The following is a 23239-nucleotide window of genomic DNA, read 5'->3' as shown; positions in this document are numbered from 1 at the left end:
TTATGCTACAGAAAGTTTTAGGTTTAATCCAGTCGCACCAACTCTGCCAACCTGAAAGCCGGATACTGGCTGCCGTAAGTGGCGGCATCGACTCGGTGGTGCTTTGCGAGGTGCTGCACCAGCTCAAGTATACTTTCGCCATTGCTCATTGCAACTTCGGGTTGCGTGCCGAAGACGCCGAGGCAGATCAGCTGTTCGCCAAAAAGCTGGCCAAGCAGTACAACGTGTCTTTCTTTACCGAGAACTTTAACACCCGCGCTTTCGCAGAGCAGGAAAAACTATCGATCCAGATGGCAGCCCGCACGCTGCGCTACCAGTGGTTTGAGCAGGTGCGCCAGCAGGAAAATTACGACTATATCGCCACCGCCCACCATAGCAACGACCTGACCGAAACCATATTGCTTCACCTGACCAAAGGTACCGGCATTGCCGGCCTGCATGGCATTCCGGCTAAAAACGGGCACATCATCCGGCCAATGCTTACCCTTACCAAAGACGACATCTATGATTTTGTGACGTCCGAACGGCTGATCTGGCGCGAGGATACCTCCAACGAGACAACCAAGTACCAACGCAACAAAATCCGTCACGAGGTAATTCCGGTTCTGAAAGAGATCAACCCGAACCTGGAAGAAACCATGCAGCACACGGCAGAGCGCGTGAGCCATGCCGAAAGTATCGTGGCTGCCTACATCGAAAACCTGCGCGAGCAAAGTATAAAAGAAGCCGAGAACGCTACTTACATCTCGCTGCTGCCGTTACAAAATGCTACAGGCCTGCCGGTAGTGCTGCACGAGTTGCTGCGCCCGTATAACTTCAGCTACAGCGTGGTACTGGAGCTCGTAGAGGCGCTGGATGGCCTTTCGGGCAAGCAGTTCGACTCCCCTACCCATACCCTGGTGAAAGACCGCGACCAGCTGGTAATCACGCCCAGGAATCTGAGCAGCTTCGGAAGTATAACCATCGCCGAGGGGCAGACAGAGGCGGAAGCCGGTAATTTATACTTCACCATCCGAAGTATAGCCGCCGACAAGTATAAGCTTAACACCAAACCGCATGTAGCCGCCCTGGACGCTGACCAGCTCAGGTTCCCATTGAAGCTGCGCAGCTGGCAGGAAGGCGACTGGTTTGTGCCGCTTGGCATGAACGGCAAAAAAAAGATCAGCGATTTCCTGATTGACAAAAAGGTACCAGCCAACCTTAAAAGCCAAACGCTGGTATTAGTGTCTGACCAGTCCATTGCCTGGATTGTGGGCCAGCGCCTGGACAACCGCTTTAAAGTAACCGATAAGACCGAGCGGGTGCTGGAGATAACGATGAAGCCTACGGCTTCTTGACAAAGAAAATTTTGACAAAGGACAAAAGACGCCATGGTAGAAAACCCAAAAATCCATTGACTTTTGTCTAATAGTCTTTTGTCCAAAAACAAAGTTTTTCCAAATAGATTTTTCTAATTTTACCGGAGTTAACCGAATTCTCAAACCAAATAAAGTATCCGACAATGAAAGTAACTGTAGTTGGAGCAGGTAACGTGGGTGCAACATGCGCTGACGTGCTGGCTTACCGCGAAATCGCGAACGAAGTAGTACTAGTGGATATTAAAGAAGGTTTTGCTGAGGGCAAAGCGCTTGATATCTGGCAGAAAGCCCCCATCAACCTTTACGACACACGCACTGTTGGCGTAACCAACGATTACAGCAAAACTGCTGATTCTGATGTAGTAGTAATCACTTCCGGTTTGCCACGCAAGCCGGGCATGACCCGCGACGACCTGATCTCTACAAACGCAGGTATCGTTACATCAGTAACTGAAAACATTGTAAAGCACTCTCCTAACGCCATCATCATCGTGGTTTCTAACCCACTTGACGTGATGACTTACGCTGCACACATTACTTCTAAGCTGCCACGCACAAGAGTAATGGGTATGGCTGGTATCCTGGATACGGCACGTTACAGAGCATTCCTTGCTGAGGCACTGAACGTATCTCCAAAGGACATCCAGGCAGTATTGATGGGTGGCCACGGCGATACGATGGTTCCGCTTCCGCGTTACACTACAGTTGGCGGTATCCCGGTAACTGAGCTTATCGACGAAGAAACACTGAACGCTATAGTTGAGCGCACCAAAAATGGTGGCGGCGAGCTTGTAAAACTGATGGGTACTTCTGCCTGGTATGCTCCGGGTTCAGCAGCTGCTCAGATGGTAGAAGCTATTGTTCGTGACCAACGTCGTGTATTCCCGGTTTGCGTTCGTCTGGAAGGCGAGTATGGCATCGATGGTGTATACCTGGGCGTGCCGGTTATACTTGGCAAGAACGGTATCGAGAAGATCATCGAGCTGCAACTGAACGATGAGGAGAAGCAACTGCTGGAAACTTCCCGCGGACACGTAAAAGAAGTAATGGATGCGCTTGACAACATCAACGCTGCCAAAGCTTAAGTATAAAATTACTTATTGATAACCAAAGCGCCGCTTCTGCAAAGGAGCGGCGCTTTGGTTTTTATACTCTAGGTAAATGTGATGTCTTATACTGATGGGCTTGCTTCTTAACAACACGAGAGTGAGTTTATACTGCTAAAGTATAAACCCACCCCTGCCCCCTCCGAGGAGGGGAATTCAGCCTGTTGCTATCGTTAAGCTTTACTTTCATCGTAGCAGTTATCCAACCACCCCTGGCCCCTCCTTATCCAAGGAGGGGAACTTGGTTGTAGCTATGATTGGAAGTATAAGTTCTATAGTTGCAGGTATAGCACGGACAGGTCGCGACCTGTCCCTACAATGGGTTCTGGTTCCATAACCGCTTACGAAGCAGTGTTATTTCCAGTCCTTGGGTTGAGCGCCTATGCGAGTTTTTCCGGTATCGCGCCAGCGATATTGCGACGCAGGAGCAAAGGAAAAGCTCCCAGCGCGATGCCCGAGGACGAGGCCCCGCGGCCGTGAGCGAACCAAAAGTATAAAATGAAAATTTAGGCAAGTAAGACTGAGGATCAAAGACTGCTACGGAGCAAAGGCTTGCCGGCGCAAAGTATAAACTTCAACTATAAGTATAAATTCCTCTACAGTTATACTTAATCCTTCTGACTTGCCTGAAACAGCTTTTGCTTTTCTTCTTTGGAAAGGCTTTCGTAGCCGGAGCTGGAGATCTTATCCAGAATGCGGTCTATCTCCATCTGGCTTGGCTTGCCTCCATAACTCGTTGTGTAAGAAGAGGAGGAAGCCCCGCTACCTACAGTACTTGGTTGCCTGTGCGTTACTTTCAGTTTTGGCCTTCGCTTAAAGATGCCCGTCACGAAATTAAGTATCGCATGTATTGGTCGTCCCATGTCGCTGCCGCGCTGCAACTGTTTGATAAACAACCACCCCATGAAAGCACCACCCAGGTGCGCAATGTTCCCACCGGCGTTATCGCCTACAGCGCCCGAAATAGAAAGTATAACCAGAAAAGCAGCAATGTACTTGATGCGAACCGGCCCGATCAGGATCAGGTTGAAAGTATAATTCGGCAATAAAGTAGCCGCCCCTACCACAATAGCCAGCACACTCGCCGAGGCACCGATCATTTGCGACATGGCAGCCCGGTCGGCAAAGTATGGAATAAAGTTATAGCTCAACATGTAAAGCACACCGCCGGCTATACCTCCCAGCACGTACAGGCTCAGCAATTTCTTATCGCCCAGGTATTCGCGGATCAGCTGCCCGAACCAGTACAGGTTGAGCATGTTAAAGATAATGTGCAGAAAGCCCTCGTGTGTAAAAAAGTATGTAACAAGGGTCCACGGACGAGTGATAAACATCATCGGGCTGGCGTGCAGCGCGACATACCGCATCAGGGCATTGTACATCCAGGAGCTGCCGATCAGGTACAAAACCGTTTTGAGCACAATCAGTGTCACAAAAACGATCACATTGATCAGGATCAGCTGCTTAAGGATGTTGTTTGGCCGGCGGAAAGAATCTTTTATATCTTCAAAAATGCTCATTGCGGTTTAATAGTAGTCCTGATAATCATTCTTTTGCCACATTTTTACCAGTATATACGCAAACAACATCCCTCCGAGGTGTGCGAAATGCGCCACGTTATCGCCTGGTACACGGTTAAACCCGGCATAAAGCTCGTAAGCCCCGTAAAAAAGCACAAAGTATTTTGCCTTTATCGGTATCGGCAGAAACAACAGGAACAATTCAAGGTTCGGGAACAGCATGCCAAAGGCCATCAGGATACCGAACACGGCCCCTGAAGCACCCAACAGCGGCGTGTTAAAGGCTCTGTCGTATACGTAACGAACAGCTTTCTTACTTTCTTCTATATATGCTTCGCTGTCCGGGTTACGCTGGTACTCAATGGCAAAACGCTTGTCGAAACCGCCCGGGTAGTGCTCCTCCATATAAGTATAAAAACCCATTGGCGTCGGGCTCTCAATATACTGTGTTGCCTCACTCCCGATCTGGTTCAGCTCATACGCCCTCACGCCAGAGTATAAAAGGCTGGCGCCGAGACCCGTAATCAGGTAAAATGCCAGAAAGCGCTGTGGTCCCCAGAAACGCTCCAACAAAGGCCCGAAGATAAACAAGCTGAACATGTTGCTGAACAAGTGTGCCCAGTTGCCATGCATGAACATGTGGGTGAAAAGCTGTACCGGCCTGAAGTACTCCGAGCCAAAGTGATACAAGGCAAACTGCCGGGAATCAAACAGGTTGTCCTGAAGTATAAATACGACCACATTTATGATCAGGAGGTTCCTGACCATAGGGGTTATGTTGAACATCTTCTTTATTTATCGTGCTGATTAGCTGAGCTTGCACGGTTTTCTACAATTTAGCCCTGCAGAAAAGCGCCCATTCAACAATCAACAATTTAACAATCAGTTTTAGCCTTTCAGGAAAAGCTCGTGCAGCTGGCTAAGCTCCATAATTACCAGCGTCTTTTGGCCTCCCGGCGTATAGTTGGGCACCTGGCATGCAAAAAGTTTGTCTACGAGAGAATTCATTTCCAGGTCCGACATCCGGGTCTGCATTCTGCCGGCCAGGCGTTTGGCCATGGCACGGGCCAGGTTCTCTTTTTTATCAAGCTTCAGCGTAGCCAAATTGTTTTTATACTGTTCGATCAATTCTTCCAGCAGCTCTTTCTCGTTGGCAGCCTGTATGTCGGCCGGTATACCGTTCAGGATGATGGTATTGCCGCCAAAGTCTTCAAACTGGAAGCCCATGTCCTTAAACTCAGTTGCCATTTCCTTGAGCAAAACAGCGTCGGCAGGCGATAGTTCTAAGGTTTGCGGAAAGAGCAGCACCTGCGAAGCGCCAGTTTTTTTCTGCAGCGAGGCAATATACTTTTCGTACAGGATACGCTCCTGCGCCGCCTGCTGGTCGATGATCAGGACACCGGATTTTACCTGTACCAGCAAATACTTCTGATGGATCTGCACGGCCTTGTTGGTTGCAGCCGGAGCTTCAGCGGCAAAGGCATCGTCGAGCAGGCTCATTGTGGTAGAGGCCGACGTTCTGCGCTCCTCTGCTGCCGGTTGCTGCCTCAATGGTTCGTACAGTTGCTCCCAGCCTTCGGTGCTGGCACGTTTTGGCGAAGCAGGCGTACTGAAGCCGTTAAAGCTACTACCTGCATCAAAGTCGCTCTGCCCCCCGCCCTGCAGGCGTATGGGTTGCAAAGGGGCAAAGTTCACGTCACCCTCAAAGTCTAGGGAAGGTGCAATGTTGTGCTGCCCCAGCGATTTCCGGACGGCAGCATGTACAATGGCATACACCGTTTTCTCGTCTTCGAACTTGATCTCGGTCTTGGTCGGGTGTACGTTTATATCGATCTTCTCGGGCTCTATATCAATAAAGAGCACATAAAAGGGATGGCTCTCTTTAGGCAGCAGGCCTTCAAAAGCCGTCATCACGGCATGGTTCAGGTAACCGCTCTTGATAAAGCGGTTATTAACGAAGAAGAACTGCTCGCCGCGGGTTTTACGGGCAAACTCCGGCTTGCCGATGTAGCCGCGCACGCTCAGGAAAGAAGTATCTTCCTCGCAGTAAGCCATCTGCTCTTTGTAGTTATTCCCAAACACCCCGACAATGCGCTGGCTCAGTTTGCCGGCCGGCAGGTTGAACACCTCCATGTCGTTGTGGTACAGCGTCATACTTACCTCCGGGTAGGCCAGTGCCACCCGCTGAAACTCGTCCAGCACATGGCGCATCTCTACGGCATTTGTTTTCAGAAAATTGCGCCGGGCCGGCACGTTAAAGAAGAGGTTCTTAACCGCGATGGAAGTTCCGGCGGGTACCACAGCTGGTTCCTGCAGCGTTACCGTGGAGCCTTCCACAAGAATGCGTGTGCCGGTATCGGCTGCCTGTGTTCTGGTTTTCAATTCTACCTGCGCCACCGCCCCAATCGATGCCATGGCCTCTCCGCGAAAACCCATCGTCCGGATCCGGAAAAGATCTTCGGTAGAGCTGATCTTAGAAGTAGCGTGGCGCTCAAAGCACATGCGGGCATCCGTTTCCGACATGCCGATGCCATTGTCCACCACCTGCACCAGTTGTTTGCCCGCCTCCTTCACAATCAGCTGAATGCTGGTAGCCCTGGCATCGATGGCATTTTCCAGCAGCTCCTTCACCACCGAGGCGGGGCGCTGCACCACTTCTCCGGCGGCTATCTGATTGGCAAGGTAATCAGGCAGTAAATTTATAATATCGGGCATCCGGTATATTCCTTCTTTTGTGGTAATTTTTACTCAAGTCTCAGTACCTGTATAAGTATGGTGAGGTTTTTGAGATTTACTTTTTTGTAAAAACAGAACTTATTCAGAATTAAAATTATTACTAATTTACAGACCAATTGCGAAAAGAGGCTGGAAAAGTTCTGTAAAAGCCAGCTTGCTTACTTTCCTGATTATTGCAAAAGTTGCGTGTATGAATTCTGGTGGTGTAGCGTTAACACCTGTAGAAGCCTGGTCTGAACTACCTCTGGCAGTAAGTCAGGTGGCAGAGCATTACCTTCTTTTCTGATCAGCTGAGGGCAGTGCGATAACAAGTGCACTTCACTTATTTCTGTCCTGTCTTCTGCAAAAATAGGCTTATTTTCGACTTGTTCCAATAACATATAATACCAGTGCAGGATGTTGAAGAGTTTTAGTTTAGGGTTGCTTATACTTATTTTTCTCGGGATGGGGCCTCTGATGTCGCTTAAGTCGTCAGAAGAGGTCGTGGTGAGCGTGAAAGAGAAAAATTGGGTAGACAGCGTCTTTAACGCTCTTACTCCGGACCAGCGCATCGGCCAGCTTTTCATGGTGGCCGCCTACTCCAACAAAAACGAAGCACACTTCCGCGAAATAGACAACCTTGTTGCCCAATATGGCATAGGCGGACTCATGTTTATGCAGGGTGGTCCGGTGCGCCAGGCCCAGCTGAACAACCGTTTCCAGGCACAGGCCAGAGTACCGTTGCTGATTGCCATGGATGCCGAGTGGGGCCTGAACATGCGCCTCGACAGCAGCATGCACTTTGCCAAGCAGATGACGCTGGGCGCGCTGGATGACGAGCGCTATATTTACCTGATGGGCCGTGAGATCGCCCTGAAGATGAAACGCCTGGGCGTAAACGTAAGCTTTTCGCCTGTGCTGGACGTGAACGTAAACTCTGCCAACCCGGTGATCGGTAACCGTTCCTTCGGAGAATCGAAAGAAGAAGTTACCCGCCGCGGTATCGCCTACATCGAGGGCCTGCAGGACCATGGCATCATCGCAGTAGCCAAGCACTTCCCCGGCCACGGCGACACCGACACCGATTCGCACTTGGCCCTTCCGGTCATAAAGCACGACATCAAACGCCTGACGGAAGTAGAGCTCTACCCGTTTAAACGATCTTTTGAAGCCGGCGTGATGGGCGTGATGGTAGCGCACCTGTACATGCCAAGCATCGACAGCACCCGTAACCTGGCCACTACCCTTTCACGCCCGCTGGTAACCGGCCTGCTGAAGGAGAAAATGAACTACAAAGGCCTTGTATTTACAGACGCCCTAAACATGAAAGGCGTAAGCAAATACTATAGACCAGGCGAAGTAGACCTGAGAGCCCTGATGGCAGGCAACGACGTGCTGCTTTTTCCGGAGGATGTGCCCGCTGCAGTAACAAAGATCCGGGAAGCGATTGCGTCCGGCAAACTGAACCCTGTGGATATCGAACAGCGCGTACGCAAAATATTGCATGCCAAGTACTGGGCCGGGCTGAACAACTATAAACCTGTGTCGCTGGTAAACCTGAAGGAAGAGATAGACCGGCCGCTGAGCAACGTGGTACAGGAACAACTTTACGAACATGCGGTAACTGTGGTACAGAACAAAGGCAGCTTACTGCCTTTCCGTAACCTCGATACCCTGAGCATTGCTTCCGTAGCCATCGGTGCTGATCGTGATAACGTATTTCAGCAGACGCTTGGCAGCTACGCGCCGGTTAAAAGCTTTACCATCAAAGACCGCTTTGCACCGGACTCTGCCTTCACCAAGCTCATTCCGCAACTGCAGGATGATGATGTGGTGGTGGTAAGCATCCATAACATGAACAACACCCCTTTCAAGGACTTTGGCATTGGCCTTGGAACACGGGCTTTTATCCAGTACCTGGAGCAGCGCACGAACAAAAAAGTGGTGGTTGTGGTAATGGGCAATGCTTATAGTTTGCAGTTCTTTGAAGGAAGCAAGTGGCTGGTAGCCGGCTACGAAGACAATACAATCTCGCAGTCACTGGTACCGCAGGTGCTGTTCGGCGCACGCGCAGCCAAAGGCAAGTTACCCATCACAGCATCGGCCAAGTATAAAGCCGGCATGGGCATCGTTACCCCTACTTTAGGCCGCCTCAAGTATGGCGTGCCTGAAAGTGTAGGCATGGATTCTAAGGTACTGGCGCAGATCGACAACGTGGCGCTGGAGGCGATTGCTTACGCGGCCACGCCAGGCGCCCAGGTGCTGGTCGTGAAGGATGGCACCGTTATCTTCAACAAAGCGTACGGCACGTATACGTACGATGCCAAAAAGCCGGTAACTAACAAAACTGTCTACGACATCGCATCCATAACCAAAGTAGCTGCCACCTTACAGGCTGTGATGTTTCTGAAAGACCAGGGCAAGATCAGCCTCGATGAGAAGGTATCGACTTATCTGCCGGAGTTGAAAGGCACGAACAAGTCAGGGCTGATCATCCGGGATGTGCTGGCACACCAGGCTGGTTTGAAGCCCGGTCTGCCGCACTGGCAGAAAACCATAGACCAGTTGCATCTGAAGCAGACGTTCTACGCCAGTGCCCGCAACGACGATTATACCAACGAGGTGATCCCTGGCATTTATTCCATCAAAACGATGGAAGACTCCCTTTGGGCCTGGACAGTTAAATCCAAGCTTACGCCAAAGAAGAAAGGGGCCAAGACATACGAATACGAGTATAGTGACCTGGGCTTTTACATCATGAAGCGTATGGCTGAAAAGTTACTAAACCAGCCGTTGAACGAATTCTTAGACCAGAACTTCTACGGACCACTCGGGCTGAGCACCATGACCTACAACCCGCTGCTGAAACATCCGCGCGAGATCATCGCTCCGACAGAAGACGATAGGTATTTCCGCCAGAACCTGATCTGGGGTACGGTGCACGACCAGGGAGCGGCCATGATGGGCGGTGTTGGCGGCCACGCCGGCCTCTTTTCCAATGCCAACGATCTGGCGATATTATTGCAGATGAACCTGCAGAGCGGCAATTACGGCGGCCATAACTTCTTCACGACCAAAGTAGTGCAGGAATTTTCCAAAAGACAGTATACCAATAGCCGCCGCGGGCTGGGCTGGGACAAGCCTGATCCGGACGGAATCGGGCCTACGTCAAACCTGGCACCTGCCAGCACCTTTGGCCACACCGGCTTTACCGGCACCGGCGCCTGGGTAGACCCTGAAAACAAGCTGATCTACATTTTCCTGTCGAACCGGGTGTACCCGGATGCCGGGAACTCTAAACTTGTGAAGTATAATATCCGCACCAGAATACATGACCTGGTGTATAAAGCCATAGTACCTAAAACATAAACCAGAGCTTACAGTTAAGAAAGCGCAGCACGGATAGGCTGCGCTTTCTTAGCAAATAGCCAAACATATACTATGAGAATCGGTATCGTCTGTTACCCTACCTTCGGCGGCAGTGGCGTGGTAGCCACTGAACTTGGCAAAGAGCTGGCCCAGAAAGGCCACCAGGTACATTTTATCACCTACAGCCAGCCGGCCCGCCTCGACTTTTTCAACGAGAATTTATTTTACCACGAAGTATACATTCCTTCTTACCCGCTCTTCCAGTACCCGCCTTATGAGTTAGCGCTTGCGAGCAAAATGGTAGACATTGTGCGGTTCGAGAAACTGGATGTGCTGCACGTGCATTATGCCATTCCGCACGCTTCGGCTGCGTATATGGCCAAGCAGATCCTGAAAACGAAAGGCATCAACATCCCTATAATCACCACCCTGCACGGCACGGATATTACCCTTGTGGGCAAGGACGCCTCCTTTGAGCCTGTGGTAACGTTCAGCATCAACCAATCGGATGGGGTAACGGCCGTATCGGAGAGCCTGCGCAGCGAAACGTACGATTTCTTCCAGATCGAGCGTGACATTGAAGTGATCCCGAACTTTATCAACCTGCAGAAGTTCCGTCGTCAGAAAAAAGAGCACTTCCGGATGGCCATCAGCCCGAACAATGAAAAGCTGCTGGTGCATACGTCTAACTTCCGCGAAGTAAAACGCGTGGAAGATGTGATCCAGATATTTGCCCGTGTAAGAGAAAAGATGCCGTCCAAGCTGCTGCTGGTAGGCGATGGACCTGACCGACCTAAGATGGAAAAGCTGTGCCGCGAGCTCAACATCTGCAACGATGTGCGCTTCCTGGGCAAACTGGAAGCCGTGGAGGAGGTGCTTTCAATTGCAGATCTGTTCCTGATGCCTTCCGAGAAGGAAAGCTTTGGCCTGGCAGCCCTGGAGGCGATGGCCTGCGAGGTTCCCGTTATCTCTACCAATGCCGGAGGTATACCCGAGCTAAACATCAATGGCGTTACAGGTTTTGTAAGCAACATCGGCGACGTTGACGACATGGTGAAACACGCCCTGTATGTACTGGATGGGGAACACTTGCCGACGTTTAAAGCGAACGCCCTGGCCCGCGCACATGATTTTGACATTGAGAAGATCGTGCCGCTGTACGAAAACTTCTATCAGAAGATCATAGCTGCCCAACTGGCCACGATTTAACTACTTTTTACAGAACAAATTAACTTAAATCCGGTAACAGAAAATGCTACCGGATTTTTTGTTTAACTTGTAGTAAGTCTCCGTCACTTCTCAGGTAGGGTCATCCTTCCTACTGCCCCCCTGTGAGCAACAGCCAAACTATAACAGCTTCCTTATGCACAAAGACAAGTATTTCATTATCGACTTTGACAGCACCTTCACACAGGTAGAGGCCCTGGAAGAACTGGGCGAGATTGCCCTGCACGACGATCCTAACAAAGAGCAGACGCTGGAAGAGATCCGGAACCTGACCAACAGCGCCATGGAAGGCAAAAGCTCCTTTACCGAAGGGCTCCACAAAAGGCTTTCTTTGTTAAGGGCAAACAAGCGGCACCTGCTGGCACTTATTCAACGGCTTCAGAACAGGGTATCCGAGTCGGTAAAGCGTAACAAGGACTTCTTTAGGGAATACGCCGATAACGTACTGATCGTGTCGAGTGGGTTCAAAGAATTCATCACGCCTATCGTAACCGAGTATGGCATCAAAGAAGAGAACGTGTTTGCCAATACCTTTCGCTTTGATGAACATGGTAACATCATCGGGTTTGATGAGGAGAACGTGCTGTGCCTGGATAAGGGGAAAATAAAGCTGCTGGAGACGCTCGCCCTGCAAGGCGACGTGTATGTGCTGGGCGACGGCTACACCGATTATGAGATAAAAGAAGCAGGTCTGGCCAACAAGTTCTATGCGTTTACCGAGAACGTAGTGCGCGACAACGTAGTGGCCAAAGCAGAGCATGTAGCCCCCAGCCTGGATGAATTTCTGTACCAGAACCAGCTGCCCATGGCCATCTCCTACCCCAAAAACCGCATTCGGGTGCTGCTCCTGGAGAACATCCATCCCAAAGCTGTGGAATTGTTTAAGCTAGAGGGCTACCAGATCGAGACCGTACCCGGTGCCCTGAGCGAGGAGGAGCTTTGCGAACGCATTAAGAATGTGTCTGTACTTGGCATACGTTCTAAAACCCAGGTTACCAAGAAGGTACTGGAGCACGCCAACAAATTGATGAGCATTGGCGCCTTCTGCATCGGCACGAACCAGATAGACCTGACCAGTTGCCTGAATGCCGGTGTGGCCGTATTTAACGCACCTTACAGCAACACGCGTAGCGTCGTGGAACTTGCCTTGGGCGAGATCATCATGCTGTGCCGCAATACATTCGATAAGAGTACGAAAATGCACCAGGGCATCTGGGACAAATCGGCGCAGGGCAGTGTGGAGGTGCGCGGCAAAAAGTTAGGTATAGTGGGCTTTGGCAACATTGGGGCACAGCTTTCGGTGCTGGCCGAGGCCATGGGTATGGAAGTATACTACTACGACGTGGTAGAAAAGCTGCAACTGGGTAATGCCCGCAAATGCCATAGTTTAAAACAGCTGCTGGAGACTGCCGACATCGTGACGCTGCACGTAGATGGCCGCGCCAGTAACAAAAACCTGATGGGTGCCGAGGAATTTGCCGCCATGAAAGACGGAACCATATTCCTGAACCTGAGCCGGGGCCACGTGGTAGACATGCCGAGCCTGGTAGAAGCATTGAGATCGGGCAAAATAAGAGGAGCTGCCGTGGACGTGTTTCCGCATGAGCCCGCCACTAACGCCGAGGAATTTGTGAGCGAGTTGCGCGGTTTGCCCAACGTTATACTTACCCCGCATATAGGTGGCAGCACCAGCGAGGCGCAGGAGAACATCGGCACCTTTGTTCCGAACCGCATCATGGAGTACATCAATACGGGCAATACCTACCAGAGCGTTAACTTCCCGAACATACAGCTGCCGGAGCTCAAGAATGCACACCGCCTCATCCACATCCACCAGAACGTGCCGGGTGTGCTGGCTAACATAAACAGCGTGCTGGCAGGAAATCAGGTCAACATTCTGGGACAATACCTGAAAACAAACGAGCAGATCGGTTACGTGATCACGGATATCGACAAAGCGTACAATAAAGAGCTGGTGAATGATCTGAAGCGCATACCAGCCACCATCAAATTCCGGATCCTGTACTAACCCAAAACGACAGAAAGCGTGGAAAACAAAGTCTTTTTTACTCCCGGGCCTTCCGAATTATATCCTACTGTGCCCCGGCACATGGCCTCAGCCATGGAAAACAAGATCGGCAGCATTTCGCACCGCAGCCAGCAGTTCAAGGATATCTATGCCCATGCGGTTTCCGGGCTGCGACAATTACTACAACTGCCTGATAACTATGAGGTGCTGTTTCTTTCTTCGGCAAACGAGATCTGGGAACGTTCTATCCAGAACACGGTGGAGCAAGAGAGCTTTCACCTGGTGAACGGCTCGTTTTCGGACCGTTTTTATGAGATTGCTCAGGAGTTGGGGCGCAAAGCCAGCAAGTATGAAGTACCTTTTGGTGAAGGCTTTCACCTGGAAAGTATAGCTATACCTGCTTCTGCAGAGCTAATCGCCCTGACGCACAACGAGACCAGCTCCGGCGTGAGCATGCCGGTAACGGATGTGCACGCAGTACGCGCTAGAACAACCAGCGACGCCTTGATCTTTGTCGATGCTGTCTCTTCCATGCCCATTCCGGACATTGACTATAGCCTGATAGATTCTGCCTTTTTCTCAGTACAGAAATGTTTTGGACTGCCGGCCGGCTTAGGAGTATGGCTGGTAAACGACCGATGTATGGCCAAGGCTGAGGCATTGCAGGCAAATGGCTTTTCAGTGGGCTCCTATCACAGCCTCACTTCATTGCTCAGCAAAGCCAAGGCACACCAGACCCCGGAGACACCAAACGTACTGAATATTTACCTGCTGGGCCAGGTGGTAGAAGAGATGAACAAGAAAGGTATTGGCCTAATCCGGCAGGAAACCGAGACCAAAGCCAGCCTGATCTACGATTACCTGGAGCGCAGCACCAATTTTGACATTGCCGTTCAGGAGCCGGCACATCGCTCGACAACAACCATCGTGGCCAACACCATACTTCCCACATCAGAGATCAACAAACACCTGTCGCCCTACGACATGGCCATTGGCAGCGGCTACGGTAACCGTAAAGAAAACCAGGTAAGGATCGCCAATTTCCCGGCGCACTCTGTCGCTCAGGTACAGGCGCTTGTTTACAAGTTGGAAGAGCTGGTAGGATGAAAAAAGGTAAAAAAGTAGAAAGGTAGAGAAGTAAAAAATAATAAAGTATAGCCTTACCCCTCTTTACCTTTTTACCTTTCTACTTCTCTACCTTTAAAAAACTTGTCCTATCTCCTGCTTTAAGAAGCTGATGGCGCGGGCAGTGGGGTCTACTTCGGAGGCAAGTATGTTTTCCAGGGTACGTTTGGCCAGGTCGGTGCCCTTCGACTTGTCTTCCATACTTTGGAAAGATTTGTTGATCAGGTTCACGACTTCTTCCCTAGCCTGTTTTACCTGTTGCCAGGCCTGCTCGGTCATGTACACCTGCTGCGATAGGTTATGGTTAAATTCATTACGGATTTCGGTAAGCAGCATGCGGTGGTAATCGGCAGCTGAATGGCCGGACCCGCTGACACGCAACAGCAGGTTGCTTGGCGTAATGCGCTCGAGCAGGAGCACGATGCGCTCATAAGCCTGCAGGCGGATCGGCAGTACTGTTTCAGCGCTTTTCATACGTAGTTCCAGGATGCGTACCCGCTGTTCTTTGTCCAGGTACTTCTTTACCAGCAGGTACATGGCGCCTGCAACAATAAGTGCAGGTATGGTGATCTTCAGTATATCAAGTATAATTGTTGTGCTTTCGTCCATTTTCGTTGCTCTTAGAAAGTATAAATATCGTAAAAAATTAATTTAAGTCTGCATGAATCATTTGTGGCCTGAGGCTGTTTAGCTATTACAGGAGACAGCAGGCGCATATTTACGCGGAATTTGTATAACTTTGTGTCTCTACATTGAAAAGCATTTACTATGGCAACAGAAACTAAAACTGCACCTATAACTCTAACTGAGAGAGCGTTGGTTGAGGTTAGAAATATTATGCAAGAAAAGAATGTACCTGCAGAATACGGCCTGCGCGTGGGTGTGCAAGGTGGTGGCTGCTCCGGTATGTCTTACCTGCTGGGCTTTGATAAAGTAAAAGACTCTGACGAGGTTTTCAACATCAATGGCCTGAACCTGATCATGGACAAGAAGCATGCAATGTATGTGCTTGGCATGGAAGTGGATTTCCAGGATGGCCTGAATGCCCGCGGCTTTGTTTTCAACAACCCACAGGCGAAGAGCACCTGCGGTTGCGGCAGCTCTTTTTCAGCATAAAAAGTACCTTCTTTCTCTTTTGATAGACAAAGCCCGGCTGTACAAGCCGGGCTTTGTTGTTTTCATACTTGTCATTTCGAGCAGAGCTAGAAATCTTATACTATAGCTTAAGTTTATACTTGTAGCAAGCAAGCCTTTGCTTTGTAGCTACTTTCATTCCTCAGCCTTACCTACTGCTCGTTTCATCTTTAGCTTTGGTGCGCTCAGGGCCGCGGGGCCTCGTCCTCGGGCATCGCGCTGGGAGCTTTTCCTTTGCTCCTGCGTCGCAATATCGCTGCCGCGATACCGGAAAAACTCGCATAGGCGCTCAACTCAAGGACTGGAAATAACACTGCTTCGTAAGCTGCTATGCAACTTCTACCAAGTCCCCCTTTGAAGGGGGCAGGGGGATGACCAACAGCAGCTATGAAACTATACTTGTAGTATAAGTATAAGTAAGACCAAGCTCCCCTCCTTAGACAAGGAGGGGCAGGGGTGGTTGGACAACTCGTGACTCAGAACTCAGAACTCCCTAAAACGTCCTCGTCATACTTGCTGGAACTACAAGTATAAAATCTGCTTTCTGCTCGTTCTCTTTAAGTAATTTCTCCAGGTCCTCCTGCAGCACGGTGGTAATGGTAAGTGTTTTGATCTGCGGATTACCCTGTTTCAGGTACCAGCCTATGCCTTCGAAGTTGTCGGAATGATAGGCGCCGTTCAGGTGTAGCAGTTTTTTGCTGCTGCCCGTTTGCTGAAGTATAAAGTGCGCCATGGTAGCATCTTTCAAGGCTTGTGCCTGCACAATGTTTTCGCTGCGGGTATTGCCGTGGCTGCTGCTGCCAAACATCGCCAGCATGTTTTTATAGCCCGGCAGGTTCATGTCCACAGTTATGGGTAGCGGAGCGATATACTTTTTAGCATCTGCCGTTATGCCATCAAGTGCTTTCAGGCTGCCCGCAGAGACCATGGCAGCATAGCGACGCGGCACATTGGTAGCAATGAACGGGATATTGGCTTCCTTGGCAAACCGCACGACCGGCTTGTAGTCTGTTTTATAGTTGGGCCAGGGCCTGGCCTCCTGCTCAAAATTGGTTTCCGGTACCTGTCCGGCCAGGTATTCGTCCAGCACCAGTTGCACGTCAGCTTCAAACATTTCTGCACCAAGTACAAAATTCTGCTGATGAACCTTGTGCAGGCTTTTAGATACTTCCAGTTGCAGCCAATGCGCGATCGGGTCGTTGTGCTGTTCTCCGAACAGCACAACATCGGCCTTCTCCAGCTCATCCAGCATTTTGCCATACTTTATACTTTTGCCTTTGGCTGTAAACAGCTGGTAAGCGGGCTTATCCTGTGCAGAAGCAGTTGAAGTGAAAAGAGTTGTCATCAGCAGCGACAAGGTTAGAATAATCAGATTCTTCATGAGTACGATCGATAAGGATACCTAACGCAAAATACAAAAAAATAGCCGGCACCTGAGGCACCGGCTATGGTATACTTTGGTCAGGTGTTTATACTCTGTAAAACAACCATTTCGACAGTTCTTTGTAATTGATCTTTTTGCCATACATCAGGATACCAACACGATAGATACGCGAGGCGATCCAGGTAGTGAAGATAAAGCCTGCCACGAGCAGCGCCATAGACAGCAGCAATTCGCTGGCTGGCACGCCAAACGGTACGCGCACCATCATCACGATCGGCGAGGTAAACGGGATCACCGACATCCAGAAGGCAACCGGTCCATCCGGGTTTTTCAGCACCACCGTGTACGACATAATAAAGGATATTATGAGCGGTATCGTGATCGGGAACATAAACTGCTGCGTATCGGTCTCGTTGTCGACGGCGGCGCCTATGGCCCCGAACAATGAGCCGTACAGCAGGTATCCCCCTAAAAAGTAAAACAAAAAGCAGCCAATGAGCAGCGGGAAGTTCAGGTTGGCAATGGCATTGCTGACGTCGGCTAACATGGCTGTATCGTTCTGCTCTTGCACTACCTCCTCGCCTGTTGCCTCTGCACGCCCAGCCTCGATCTGCTCTATTGGCGTTGGCGCCGCATCAATGCCAAAAGCAGCCTGTACTCCTGTAACAACGATCGAAGAAAGTATAACCCACAACAGAAACTGCGTCAGGCCCACACCGGCTATACCGATGATCTTGCCCATCATCAGCTGAAAAGGCTTCACCGACGAGATCATCACCTCCACAATTCGGTTTGTCTTCTCTTCGATCACGCCGCGCATGATCTGCACCCCATACAGGAAAATAAAGAAGTAGATGATCACTGCCCCGATGATACCCGCACCAGAGGTTACGAAAGCGTTGTTGTCTTCCTCCTCCTTGCCGCTCAGCTTTACTGTGGTTACAGATACCTCGGCTTTCATTTTATCCAGCAGCGCACGGTCAATGCCGGAGGCTACAAACCGTTGGTTTTCGATTTCCTTCTCCAGCATGTTCTCCAGCCGGATCTTGGTCTGCAGGCTGGTGTTCTTCTTGGAGTATACTTTGATGCCCTCCGGGTTTTCGATGTCAAGGGGCGGAATGTAAAGCAGCGCCGTATTGTCGGTTTGGCGGTATACTTCCTTGGCATTTTCTAGATCGCCGTGCAGCGTCATAAACTGCAGGTCTTTTTTGTTCTCCAGCTTGTTGGCAAACTTGCCGCTCTCGTCCAGCACCATCACCACATCGGCGCTATCCGACACGGTGGCAAGCCAGGCAGGTATTACCATAAAGGCAGCCAGCAACAGCGGTGTCAGGAAGGTCATGATGATAAAGCTCTTCTTACGTACCCGGGTCAGGTACTCGCGCTGTACAATTAACCATATTTTATGCATGTTGCGGTTCTTTTACTTTTCGGATGAAAATATCATTTATACTTGGTACCAGCTCTACAAACGAGTGTATCTCTACTTTGTCGAGCAGGTAACGGAGCAGGTCGTTTGGGCTGGTGTTATTCAGGAGCCTAATGGCAGCGCGGAACACACCGTGGTTCTCGTGCTGCTCCAGCACCTCAAAGTCCGGGGACAGCACCATGAGCTTGCCATTGCCTATGATCTGGTAGGTATCTGTTTTGTAAGCGTTCTTGATTTCCCGCACCGGCCCGTCCAGCACCTTACGGGATCGGTTGATGAGGGCGATGTTGTCGCACAGTTCCTCTACCGACTCCATGCGGTGCGTAGAGAAAATGATAGTAGCGCCATTATCCCGCAACCGCAGGATCTCATCCTTGATCAGGTTGGCGTTGATCGGGTCGAAGCCGGAGAAAGGCTCGTCAAGGATGATGAGCGAAGGCTCGTGCAGCACCGTGGCAATAAACTGCACCTTCTGCTGCATCCCTTTCGAAAGGTCTTCAATGTTCTTGTCGAGCCAGTCGCGTATCTCGAATCGGTTCACCCAAGCCTTGATGCGCTGCCGGGCTTCGTCTTTTGTCAGGCCTTTTAATTGGGCTAAGTATAGCAGCTGCTCGCCTACCTTCATCTTTTTGTACAGGCCCCGCTCTTCGGGCAGGTAGCCCATGTCTTTGATGTGGTCAGGTCGCAGGCGCTCGCCTTTAAAGTATATTTCGCCTGTGTCGGCACCCGTTATCTGGGTGATGATGCGGATAAGGGATGTTTTACCGGCTCCGTTGGGGCCCAGCAAGCCAAAGATACAACCCTGCGGGATGTCGAAGCTTACATGGTCAAGGGCGGTGTGGTTGGCGTAACGCTTGGATACGCCGTCTATTTTAAGGATGCTCAATGCTGATAACCTTTAGTGTTGATCAAAAATAGTTCTAATGCGAGTAAGAGACAACTTTATATATGTTAGAGTCTATATTTATCGACCAGTGGCAGTGTGAACCCGATAAGAGGCGTGCTACGGCAGACAAATCCTTTTACGCAAAAAAGCCTGCCATTCCTGAAAGGGAAGGCAGGCTCCAGCTAAATTTAAACTATAGAGGGTAATGCTTATTGGAAATAGTCTTTAACTTTCTCGAAAAACCCTTTGTCGTTCTTGCCCGGGTGCGGCGCAAAGTTAGATGAATCGCGCAGGCGCTCCAGCGTAGCACGCTCCTCACTGCTCAGGCTCTTCGGAGTCCAAACGTTGATATGGATCAGCTGATCGCCTTTGCCATACCCGTTGATGTCTTTGATACCTTTGCCACGCAGTCGGAAGATCTCACCGCTTTGCGTACCCGGTTTGATGTTGATCTTCACCTTACCGCCAATGGTGGGCACCTCAATATCAGCGCCAAGTGCGGCATCCACAAAGCTGATGTACTGGTCGAATATCACGTTGTTGCCATCGCGCTTCAGGGTTGGGTGCGGCTCTTCCTCGATCTGGATGAGCAAATCACCTGGTATACCACCACGCTCCGGCACGTTGCCTTTGCCGCCCATAGACAGCTGCATGCCATCCATTACGCCGGCCGGCACGTTGATCGTGATCACTTCTTCCTGAAGCTCACGGCCGCTGCCATGGCATACGTCGCAGTTCTTGGTTACAATTCTGCCTTCACCGTTACAGGTAGGGCAGGTTTGCGTTGAAACCATCTGGCCCAGCATGGTATTTACTACCTTGCGCACCTGGCCCGAACCCTGGCACGAGTTACAGGTCTGCATGTCGGTACCGTTCTTGGCACCGTTGCCCCCACAGGTGCTGCACGCCACATGGCGCTTCACCTTTATCTTCTTCTCTACGCCATTAGCTACCTCTTCCAGGTTCAGCTTCAGCTTGATGCGCAGGTTGCTTCCTTTGCGCGTGCGTCGACCGCCACCACCTGGGCGTCCGCCGCCAAAGAAGCTTTCAAACGGGCTGCCGCCACCGAAGATGTCGCCGAACTGAGAGAAGATATCTTCCATGTTCATGCCGCCACCGCCGAAGCCGCCGTTCATGCCCTGGTGACCAAACTGGTCGTAGCGGGCACGCTTCTGGTCGTCGCTCAGTACCTCGTAGGCCTCAGCAGCTTCCTTAAACTTGTCTTCTGCCGTATGATCGTCCGGGTTTTTGTCCGGGTGGTATTTGATGGCCAGCTTGCGGTAAGCCTTCTTGATCTCCTCCTGGCTGGCACCTTTGGCCACCCCCAACACCTCGTAGTAATCTCTCTTAGCCATTGCTTACGCTCCTATAATAACTTTAGCGAAACGGATCACTTTGTCATTCAAGGTATACCCCTTCTCGATCACGTCGATGATTTTGCCTTTCAGATCATCTGACGGCGCTGGTATCTGGGTAATTGCCTCGTGAAGATCGCTGTTGAATTCGTCGCCCTGATGAATCTCAATTATTTTCAGACCTTTCTGTTGCGTTACATGCTTCAGTTTATGGAAAACCAGTTCCAGACCCTGCAGCATGGCATCTACGTCTTTCGTTTCTTCCATCGACTTACGGGCACGCTCCATATCATCCAGTACAGGAAGCAGCTCGCTCATCAGGTCTTGTGTAGCAGTTTTGGAAAGCTCGATGCGCTCTTTGGCAGTACGGCGTCTGAAGTTCTCAAACTCAGCCATCAGGCGGATGTATTTATCTTTCATCTCTGCAAGCTCGGCCAGGGCAGCTCCTTCTTCCGAAGCGACTTCCTGATCCTGATCCTGCCCGTTTTCTTCCGTATTGGCAGTGTTTTCTTGCAGTTCCTCGTTTTCCTGCTCTTTCTTAATATCTTTATCTGACATAATGCCTTAAAAAAGTTAGGTTAATAGGTCTTCTTTATCTTTTCAATTGTCTTGCCAAAGGCAAGCTTGTGCCAGAATGGCACAGGTTAATTCTGAATGAGTGAATCAGGTAGGAGAATCCCAATTTTATACTTTGTCGTTACTGCTTATCCTCCCGTCCCACAAGATCCTTTACAGGATAACAACAGGAGTAAAGAGTAATTAACTCATTCAAAATTCACCCATTCACACATTTAAAAAAAATCGGTAGACAGCTTTGCAGCCTCTACCGATCCAATTTTTCATATTCTGGCTGAGTCTAGCTGTTGAGTGCTTCCCAGATCAAGTCTTTTAATTGGGTGATATTTTTACCCGTTATACTGGAGATGAACACGGCTGGCAAGCCTTCCGGCAATGTCTTGCGCATTTCTTCTTCCAGTTCCTCGTCCAGCATATCTGACTTGGTAATTGCCAGGATACGCTTTTTATCGAGCAACTCGGGGTTATACTTTTCCAGTTCGTTTAGCAGGATGTTGTATTCTCCGGCAATGTCGGCACTCTCACAGGAAACCATAAACAGCAACATGGAGTTCCGCTCGATGTGGCGTAGGAAACGAATTCCCAGGCCTTTCCCTTCTGAGGCGCCCTCTATGATACCGGGGATATCAGCCATCACAAACGACTTGTAGTCGCGGTAGGCCACTACACCCAGGTTAGGCTCCAGGGTGGTAAAAGCATAGTTGGCAATTTTAGGCTTGGCCGCCGAAACAACAGACAGCAAAGTAGACTTACCGGCATTCGGGAAACCCACCAGGCCAACGTCGGCCAGCAGCTTCAGCTCCAGGATCACCCACTCCTCTATACCTTCCTCGCCAGGCTGTGCGTGGCGGGGCGTTTGGTTGGTAGCAGATTTGAAATGGGCATTGCCTAAGCCCCCACGGCCACCCGGGGTAAGTATGATTTCCTGGCCATCCTCGGTGATCTCGCACATAAACTCACCGGTCTCGGAATTACGGGCGATGGTACCCAGCGGCACCTCGAGCACTTCATCTTTACCCTGAGCTCCGGTTGAGTGGCTTGGGCCACCATTATGACCGTTTTCGGCGATCACGTGCTTGCGGTACTGCAGGTGCAGCAACGTCCAGAGCTGCGAGTTGCCGCGCAGGATAACGTGGCCGCCACGGCCGCCGTCGCCGCCGTCAGGACCGCCTTTCGCAGTCATCTTGTCGCGGTGCAAGTGTGCGGAACCCGCCCCTCCGTGTCCGGAGCGCGAGCAGATCTTAACGTAATCTATAAAGTTGGATGATGCCAAACCGGGTATGCGTAATTATACTTTGATTATTTGCTTTGTCTTATTCTTACTTCTTCTGCTTTTCCAGCAAAGAATCGATGTGCTTGCAGAGCTGGGCAAAGATCTCGTCGATCTCGCCGATGCCATCTACCGCATAAAACTTACCCTGGCCGGCGTAGTAATCTGCCACTGGGGTAGTTTTGGTATTATATTCCTGCACGCGCTTGCGGATCAACTCCTCGTTCTGGTCGTCTGGACGGCCTGAGGTCTGGCCACGCAGCAGCAGACGCTTAGTTAACTCCTCGTCATCCACTTTCAGGGCGATCATGCAGGAGATTTCGGTATTATTCTCAAACAGCAACTTGTCAAGCCCCTGTGCCTGCGGTACAGTGCGCGGAAAACCATCGAAGATGAAACCGTTTGCATGCTTGTTCTCCTGTATTTTGCTGGCGATCATACCGATCACTACTTCATCAGGCACGAGCAGCCCATTATCCATCAGTGATTTTGCTTTCAGCCCCAGCTCGGTACCGGCAGCGATTTCTGAACGGAGCAAGTCACCTGTCGAGAGGTGTATGAGGTTGTATTTGTCAATCAGCTTTTGACTTTGTGTACCTTTCCCGGCTCCCGGAGGGCCAAACAAGACGATATTGAGCATAGTTTCTGATTAAGAATAAAAGGCAAAATTAAGTATAATATTACAGTACTGTTTAACTTTTTCTAATAAAGGCGCTTTGCCCTCAACTTTAAGTAAAATCCAAAGAGGTTATACTG

General features: G+C 50.4%; 18 protein-coding genes. 7 read left to right on the top strand and 11 right to left on the bottom strand.

What is annotated here, in order from left to right; translation table 11 throughout:
* Window positions 1-2: 2 nt before the first annotated feature.
* Both tilS and mdh read left to right on the top strand, forming a co-directional pair.
* The gene (gene tilS, locus MJ611_RS17975; RefSeq protein ID WP_250431829.1) at window positions 3-1337 is read left to right on the top strand and encodes a tRNA lysidine(34) synthetase TilS; all 1335 of its coding nucleotides are present in this window, start codon (window positions 3-5) and stop codon (window positions 1335-1337) included.
* A 164-nt stretch (window positions 1338-1501) separates the two neighbouring features.
* On the top strand, window positions 1502-2443 hold the full coding sequence (gene mdh, locus MJ611_RS17970; protein ID WP_250431828.1) for a malate dehydrogenase: 942 nt from the start codon (window positions 1502-1504) through the stop codon (window positions 2441-2443).
* A gap of 629 nt (window positions 2444-3072) precedes the next feature.
* Here mdh and MJ611_RS17965 read toward each other — a convergent pair.
* From MJ611_RS17965 to mutL, 3 genes are all read right to left on the bottom strand, one after another.
* Window positions 3073-3984, bottom strand: coding sequence for a rhomboid family protein (locus tag MJ611_RS17965; protein ID WP_250431827.1), 912 nt, complete (start codon window positions 3982-3984; stop codon window positions 3073-3075).
* A 6-nt stretch (window positions 3985-3990) separates the two neighbouring features.
* On the bottom strand, window positions 3991-4752 hold the full coding sequence (locus tag MJ611_RS17960) for a rhomboid family intramembrane serine protease (protein WP_250431826.1): 762 nt from the start codon (window positions 4750-4752) through the stop codon (window positions 3991-3993).
* A gap of 120 nt (window positions 4753-4872) precedes the next feature.
* Window positions 4873-6699, bottom strand: coding sequence for a DNA mismatch repair endonuclease MutL (mutL, locus tag MJ611_RS17955; protein ID WP_250431825.1), 1827 nt, complete (start codon window positions 6697-6699; stop codon window positions 4873-4875).
* Window positions 6700-7116: 417 nt separating this feature from the next.
* Here mutL and MJ611_RS17950 point away from each other — a divergent pair, with 417 nt between their 5' ends.
* The 4 genes from MJ611_RS17950 (at window position 7117) to MJ611_RS17935 (ending at window position 14431) form a co-directional block, all read left to right on the top strand.
* Window positions 7117-10068, top strand: a complete 2952-nt coding sequence (locus tag MJ611_RS17950) for a glycoside hydrolase family 3 N-terminal domain-containing protein (protein WP_250431824.1) — start codon at window positions 7117-7119, stop codon at window positions 10066-10068.
* Between the two features lie 72 nt (window positions 10069-10140).
* Entirely contained in the window at window positions 10141-11277 is a 1137-nt protein-coding gene (gene bshA / locus MJ611_RS17945; protein WP_250431823.1) for an N-acetyl-alpha-D-glucosaminyl L-malate synthase BshA, read from the top strand.
* A gap of 154 nt (window positions 11278-11431) precedes the next feature.
* Window positions 11432-13324, top strand: a complete 1893-nt coding sequence (gene serA, locus MJ611_RS17940; RefSeq protein WP_250431822.1) for a phosphoglycerate dehydrogenase — start codon at window positions 11432-11434, stop codon at window positions 13322-13324.
* Between the two features lie 18 nt (window positions 13325-13342).
* Window positions 13343-14431 (top strand): aminotransferase class V-fold PLP-dependent enzyme, encoded by a 1089-nt coding sequence (locus MJ611_RS17935; protein WP_250431821.1) that lies wholly within the window; start codon window positions 13343-13345, stop codon window positions 14429-14431.
* A gap of 93 nt (window positions 14432-14524) precedes the next feature.
* Here the strand turns inward: MJ611_RS17935 and MJ611_RS17930 are convergent, their stop codons facing one another.
* On the bottom strand, window positions 14525-15058 hold the full coding sequence (locus tag MJ611_RS17930) for a DUF7935 family protein (protein WP_250431820.1): 534 nt from the start codon (window positions 15056-15058) through the stop codon (window positions 14525-14527).
* 159 nt (window positions 15059-15217) lie between these two features.
* Between MJ611_RS17930 and MJ611_RS17925 the strand changes: the two genes are divergently transcribed.
* Window positions 15218-15565 carry a HesB/IscA family protein gene (locus MJ611_RS17925; protein ID WP_250431819.1) on the top strand — a complete coding sequence of 116 codons (348 nt, stop codon included), beginning with the start codon at window positions 15218-15220 and terminating at the stop codon, window positions 15563-15565.
* A gap of 511 nt (window positions 15566-16076) precedes the next feature.
* On the opposite strand, the gene MJ611_RS17920 is transcribed toward MJ611_RS17925, so the two are convergent.
* The 7 genes from MJ611_RS17920 to MJ611_RS17890 form a co-directional block, all read right to left on the bottom strand.
* Window positions 16077-16964 (bottom strand): ChaN family lipoprotein, encoded by an 888-nt coding sequence (locus MJ611_RS17920; RefSeq protein ID WP_250431818.1) that lies wholly within the window; start codon window positions 16962-16964, stop codon window positions 16077-16079.
* Window positions 16965-17052: 88 nt separating this feature from the next.
* Window positions 17053-18378: an ABC transporter permease gene (locus tag MJ611_RS17915; RefSeq protein WP_250431817.1), complete on the bottom strand. Its 1326-nt coding sequence runs from the start codon at window positions 18376-18378 to the stop codon at window positions 17053-17055.
* Window positions 18371-19282: an ABC transporter ATP-binding protein gene (locus MJ611_RS17910; protein ID WP_250431816.1), complete on the bottom strand. Its 912-nt coding sequence runs from the start codon at window positions 19280-19282 to the stop codon at window positions 18371-18373. The genes MJ611_RS17915 and MJ611_RS17910 overlap by 8 nt, the downstream gene beginning before the upstream one ends.
* A 209-nt stretch (window positions 19283-19491) precedes the next feature.
* On the bottom strand, window positions 19492-20637 hold the full coding sequence (gene dnaJ, locus MJ611_RS17905; RefSeq protein ID WP_250431815.1) for a molecular chaperone DnaJ: 1146 nt from the start codon (window positions 20635-20637) through the stop codon (window positions 19492-19494).
* Window positions 20638-20640: 3 nt separating this feature from the next.
* Window positions 20641-21195: a nucleotide exchange factor GrpE gene (locus MJ611_RS17900; protein WP_250431814.1), complete on the bottom strand. Its 555-nt coding sequence runs from the start codon at window positions 21193-21195 to the stop codon at window positions 20641-20643.
* 298 nt (window positions 21196-21493) lie between these two features.
* Window positions 21494-22486 carry a GTPase ObgE gene (gene obgE / locus MJ611_RS17895; protein WP_250431813.1) on the bottom strand — a complete coding sequence of 331 codons (993 nt, stop codon included), beginning with the start codon at window positions 22484-22486 and terminating at the stop codon, window positions 21494-21496.
* A gap of 46 nt (window positions 22487-22532) precedes the next feature.
* Entirely contained in the window at window positions 22533-23123 is a 591-nt protein-coding gene (locus tag MJ611_RS17890) for an adenylate kinase (protein WP_250431812.1), read from the bottom strand.
* Window positions 23124-23239 lie beyond the last annotated feature (116 nt).

The organism is Pontibacter ruber (assembly GCF_023630205.1).
GTDB classification, from domain to species: domain Bacteria; phylum Bacteroidota; class Bacteroidia; order Cytophagales; family Hymenobacteraceae; genus Pontibacter; species Pontibacter ruber.
The sequence above is the reverse complement of the archived record's forward strand: the minus strand, read 5'-3'. Positions and strand labels throughout refer to the sequence as shown.

Bases quoted from the DNA above. Each gene is read 5' to 3' on its own strand.
- MJ611_RS17960 (WP_250431826.1), bottom strand. From the start codon at position 4,752: ATGGTCAGGAACCTCCTGATCATAAATGTGGTCGTATTTATACTTCAG.
- MJ611_RS17950 (WP_250431824.1), top strand. From the start codon at position 7,117: ATGTTGAAGAGTTTTAGTTTAGGGTTGCTTATACTTATTTTTCTCGGG.
- MJ611_RS17925 (WP_250431819.1), top strand. From the start codon at position 15,218: ATGGCAACAGAAACTAAAACTGCACCTATAACTCTAACTGAGAGAGCG.
- MJ611_RS17930 (WP_250431820.1), bottom strand. From the start codon at position 15,058: ATGGACGAAAGCACAACAATTATACTTGATATACTGAAGATCACCATA.
- dnaJ (WP_250431815.1), bottom strand. From the start codon at position 20,637: ATGGCTAAGAGAGATTACTACGAGGTGTTGGGGGTGGCCAAAGGTGCC.
- MJ611_RS17920 (WP_250431818.1), bottom strand. From the start codon at position 16,964: ATGAAGAATCTGATTATTCTAACCTTGTCGCTGCTGATGACAACTCTT.
- MJ611_RS17965 (WP_250431827.1), bottom strand. From the start codon at position 3,984: ATGAGCATTTTTGAAGATATAAAAGATTCTTTCCGCCGGCCAAACAAC.
- mdh (WP_250431828.1), top strand. From the start codon at position 1,502: ATGAAAGTAACTGTAGTTGGAGCAGGTAACGTGGGTGCAACATGCGCT.
- MJ611_RS17890 (WP_250431812.1), bottom strand. From the start codon at position 23,123: ATGCTCAATATCGTCTTGTTTGGCCCTCCGGGAGCCGGGAAAGGTACA.
- mutL (WP_250431825.1), bottom strand. From the start codon at position 6,699: ATGCCCGATATTATAAATTTACTGCCTGATTACCTTGCCAATCAGATA.
- serA (WP_250431822.1), top strand. From the start codon at position 11,432: ATGCACAAAGACAAGTATTTCATTATCGACTTTGACAGCACCTTCACA.
- bshA (WP_250431823.1), top strand. From the start codon at position 10,141: ATGAGAATCGGTATCGTCTGTTACCCTACCTTCGGCGGCAGTGGCGTG.
- MJ611_RS17915 (WP_250431817.1), bottom strand. From the start codon at position 18,378: ATGCATAAAATATGGTTAATTGTACAGCGCGAGTACCTGACCCGGGTA.
- tilS (WP_250431829.1), top strand. From the start codon at position 3: ATGCTACAGAAAGTTTTAGGTTTAATCCAGTCGCACCAACTCTGCCAA.
- MJ611_RS17900 (WP_250431814.1), bottom strand. From the start codon at position 21,195: ATGTCAGATAAAGATATTAAGAAAGAGCAGGAAAACGAGGAACTGCAA.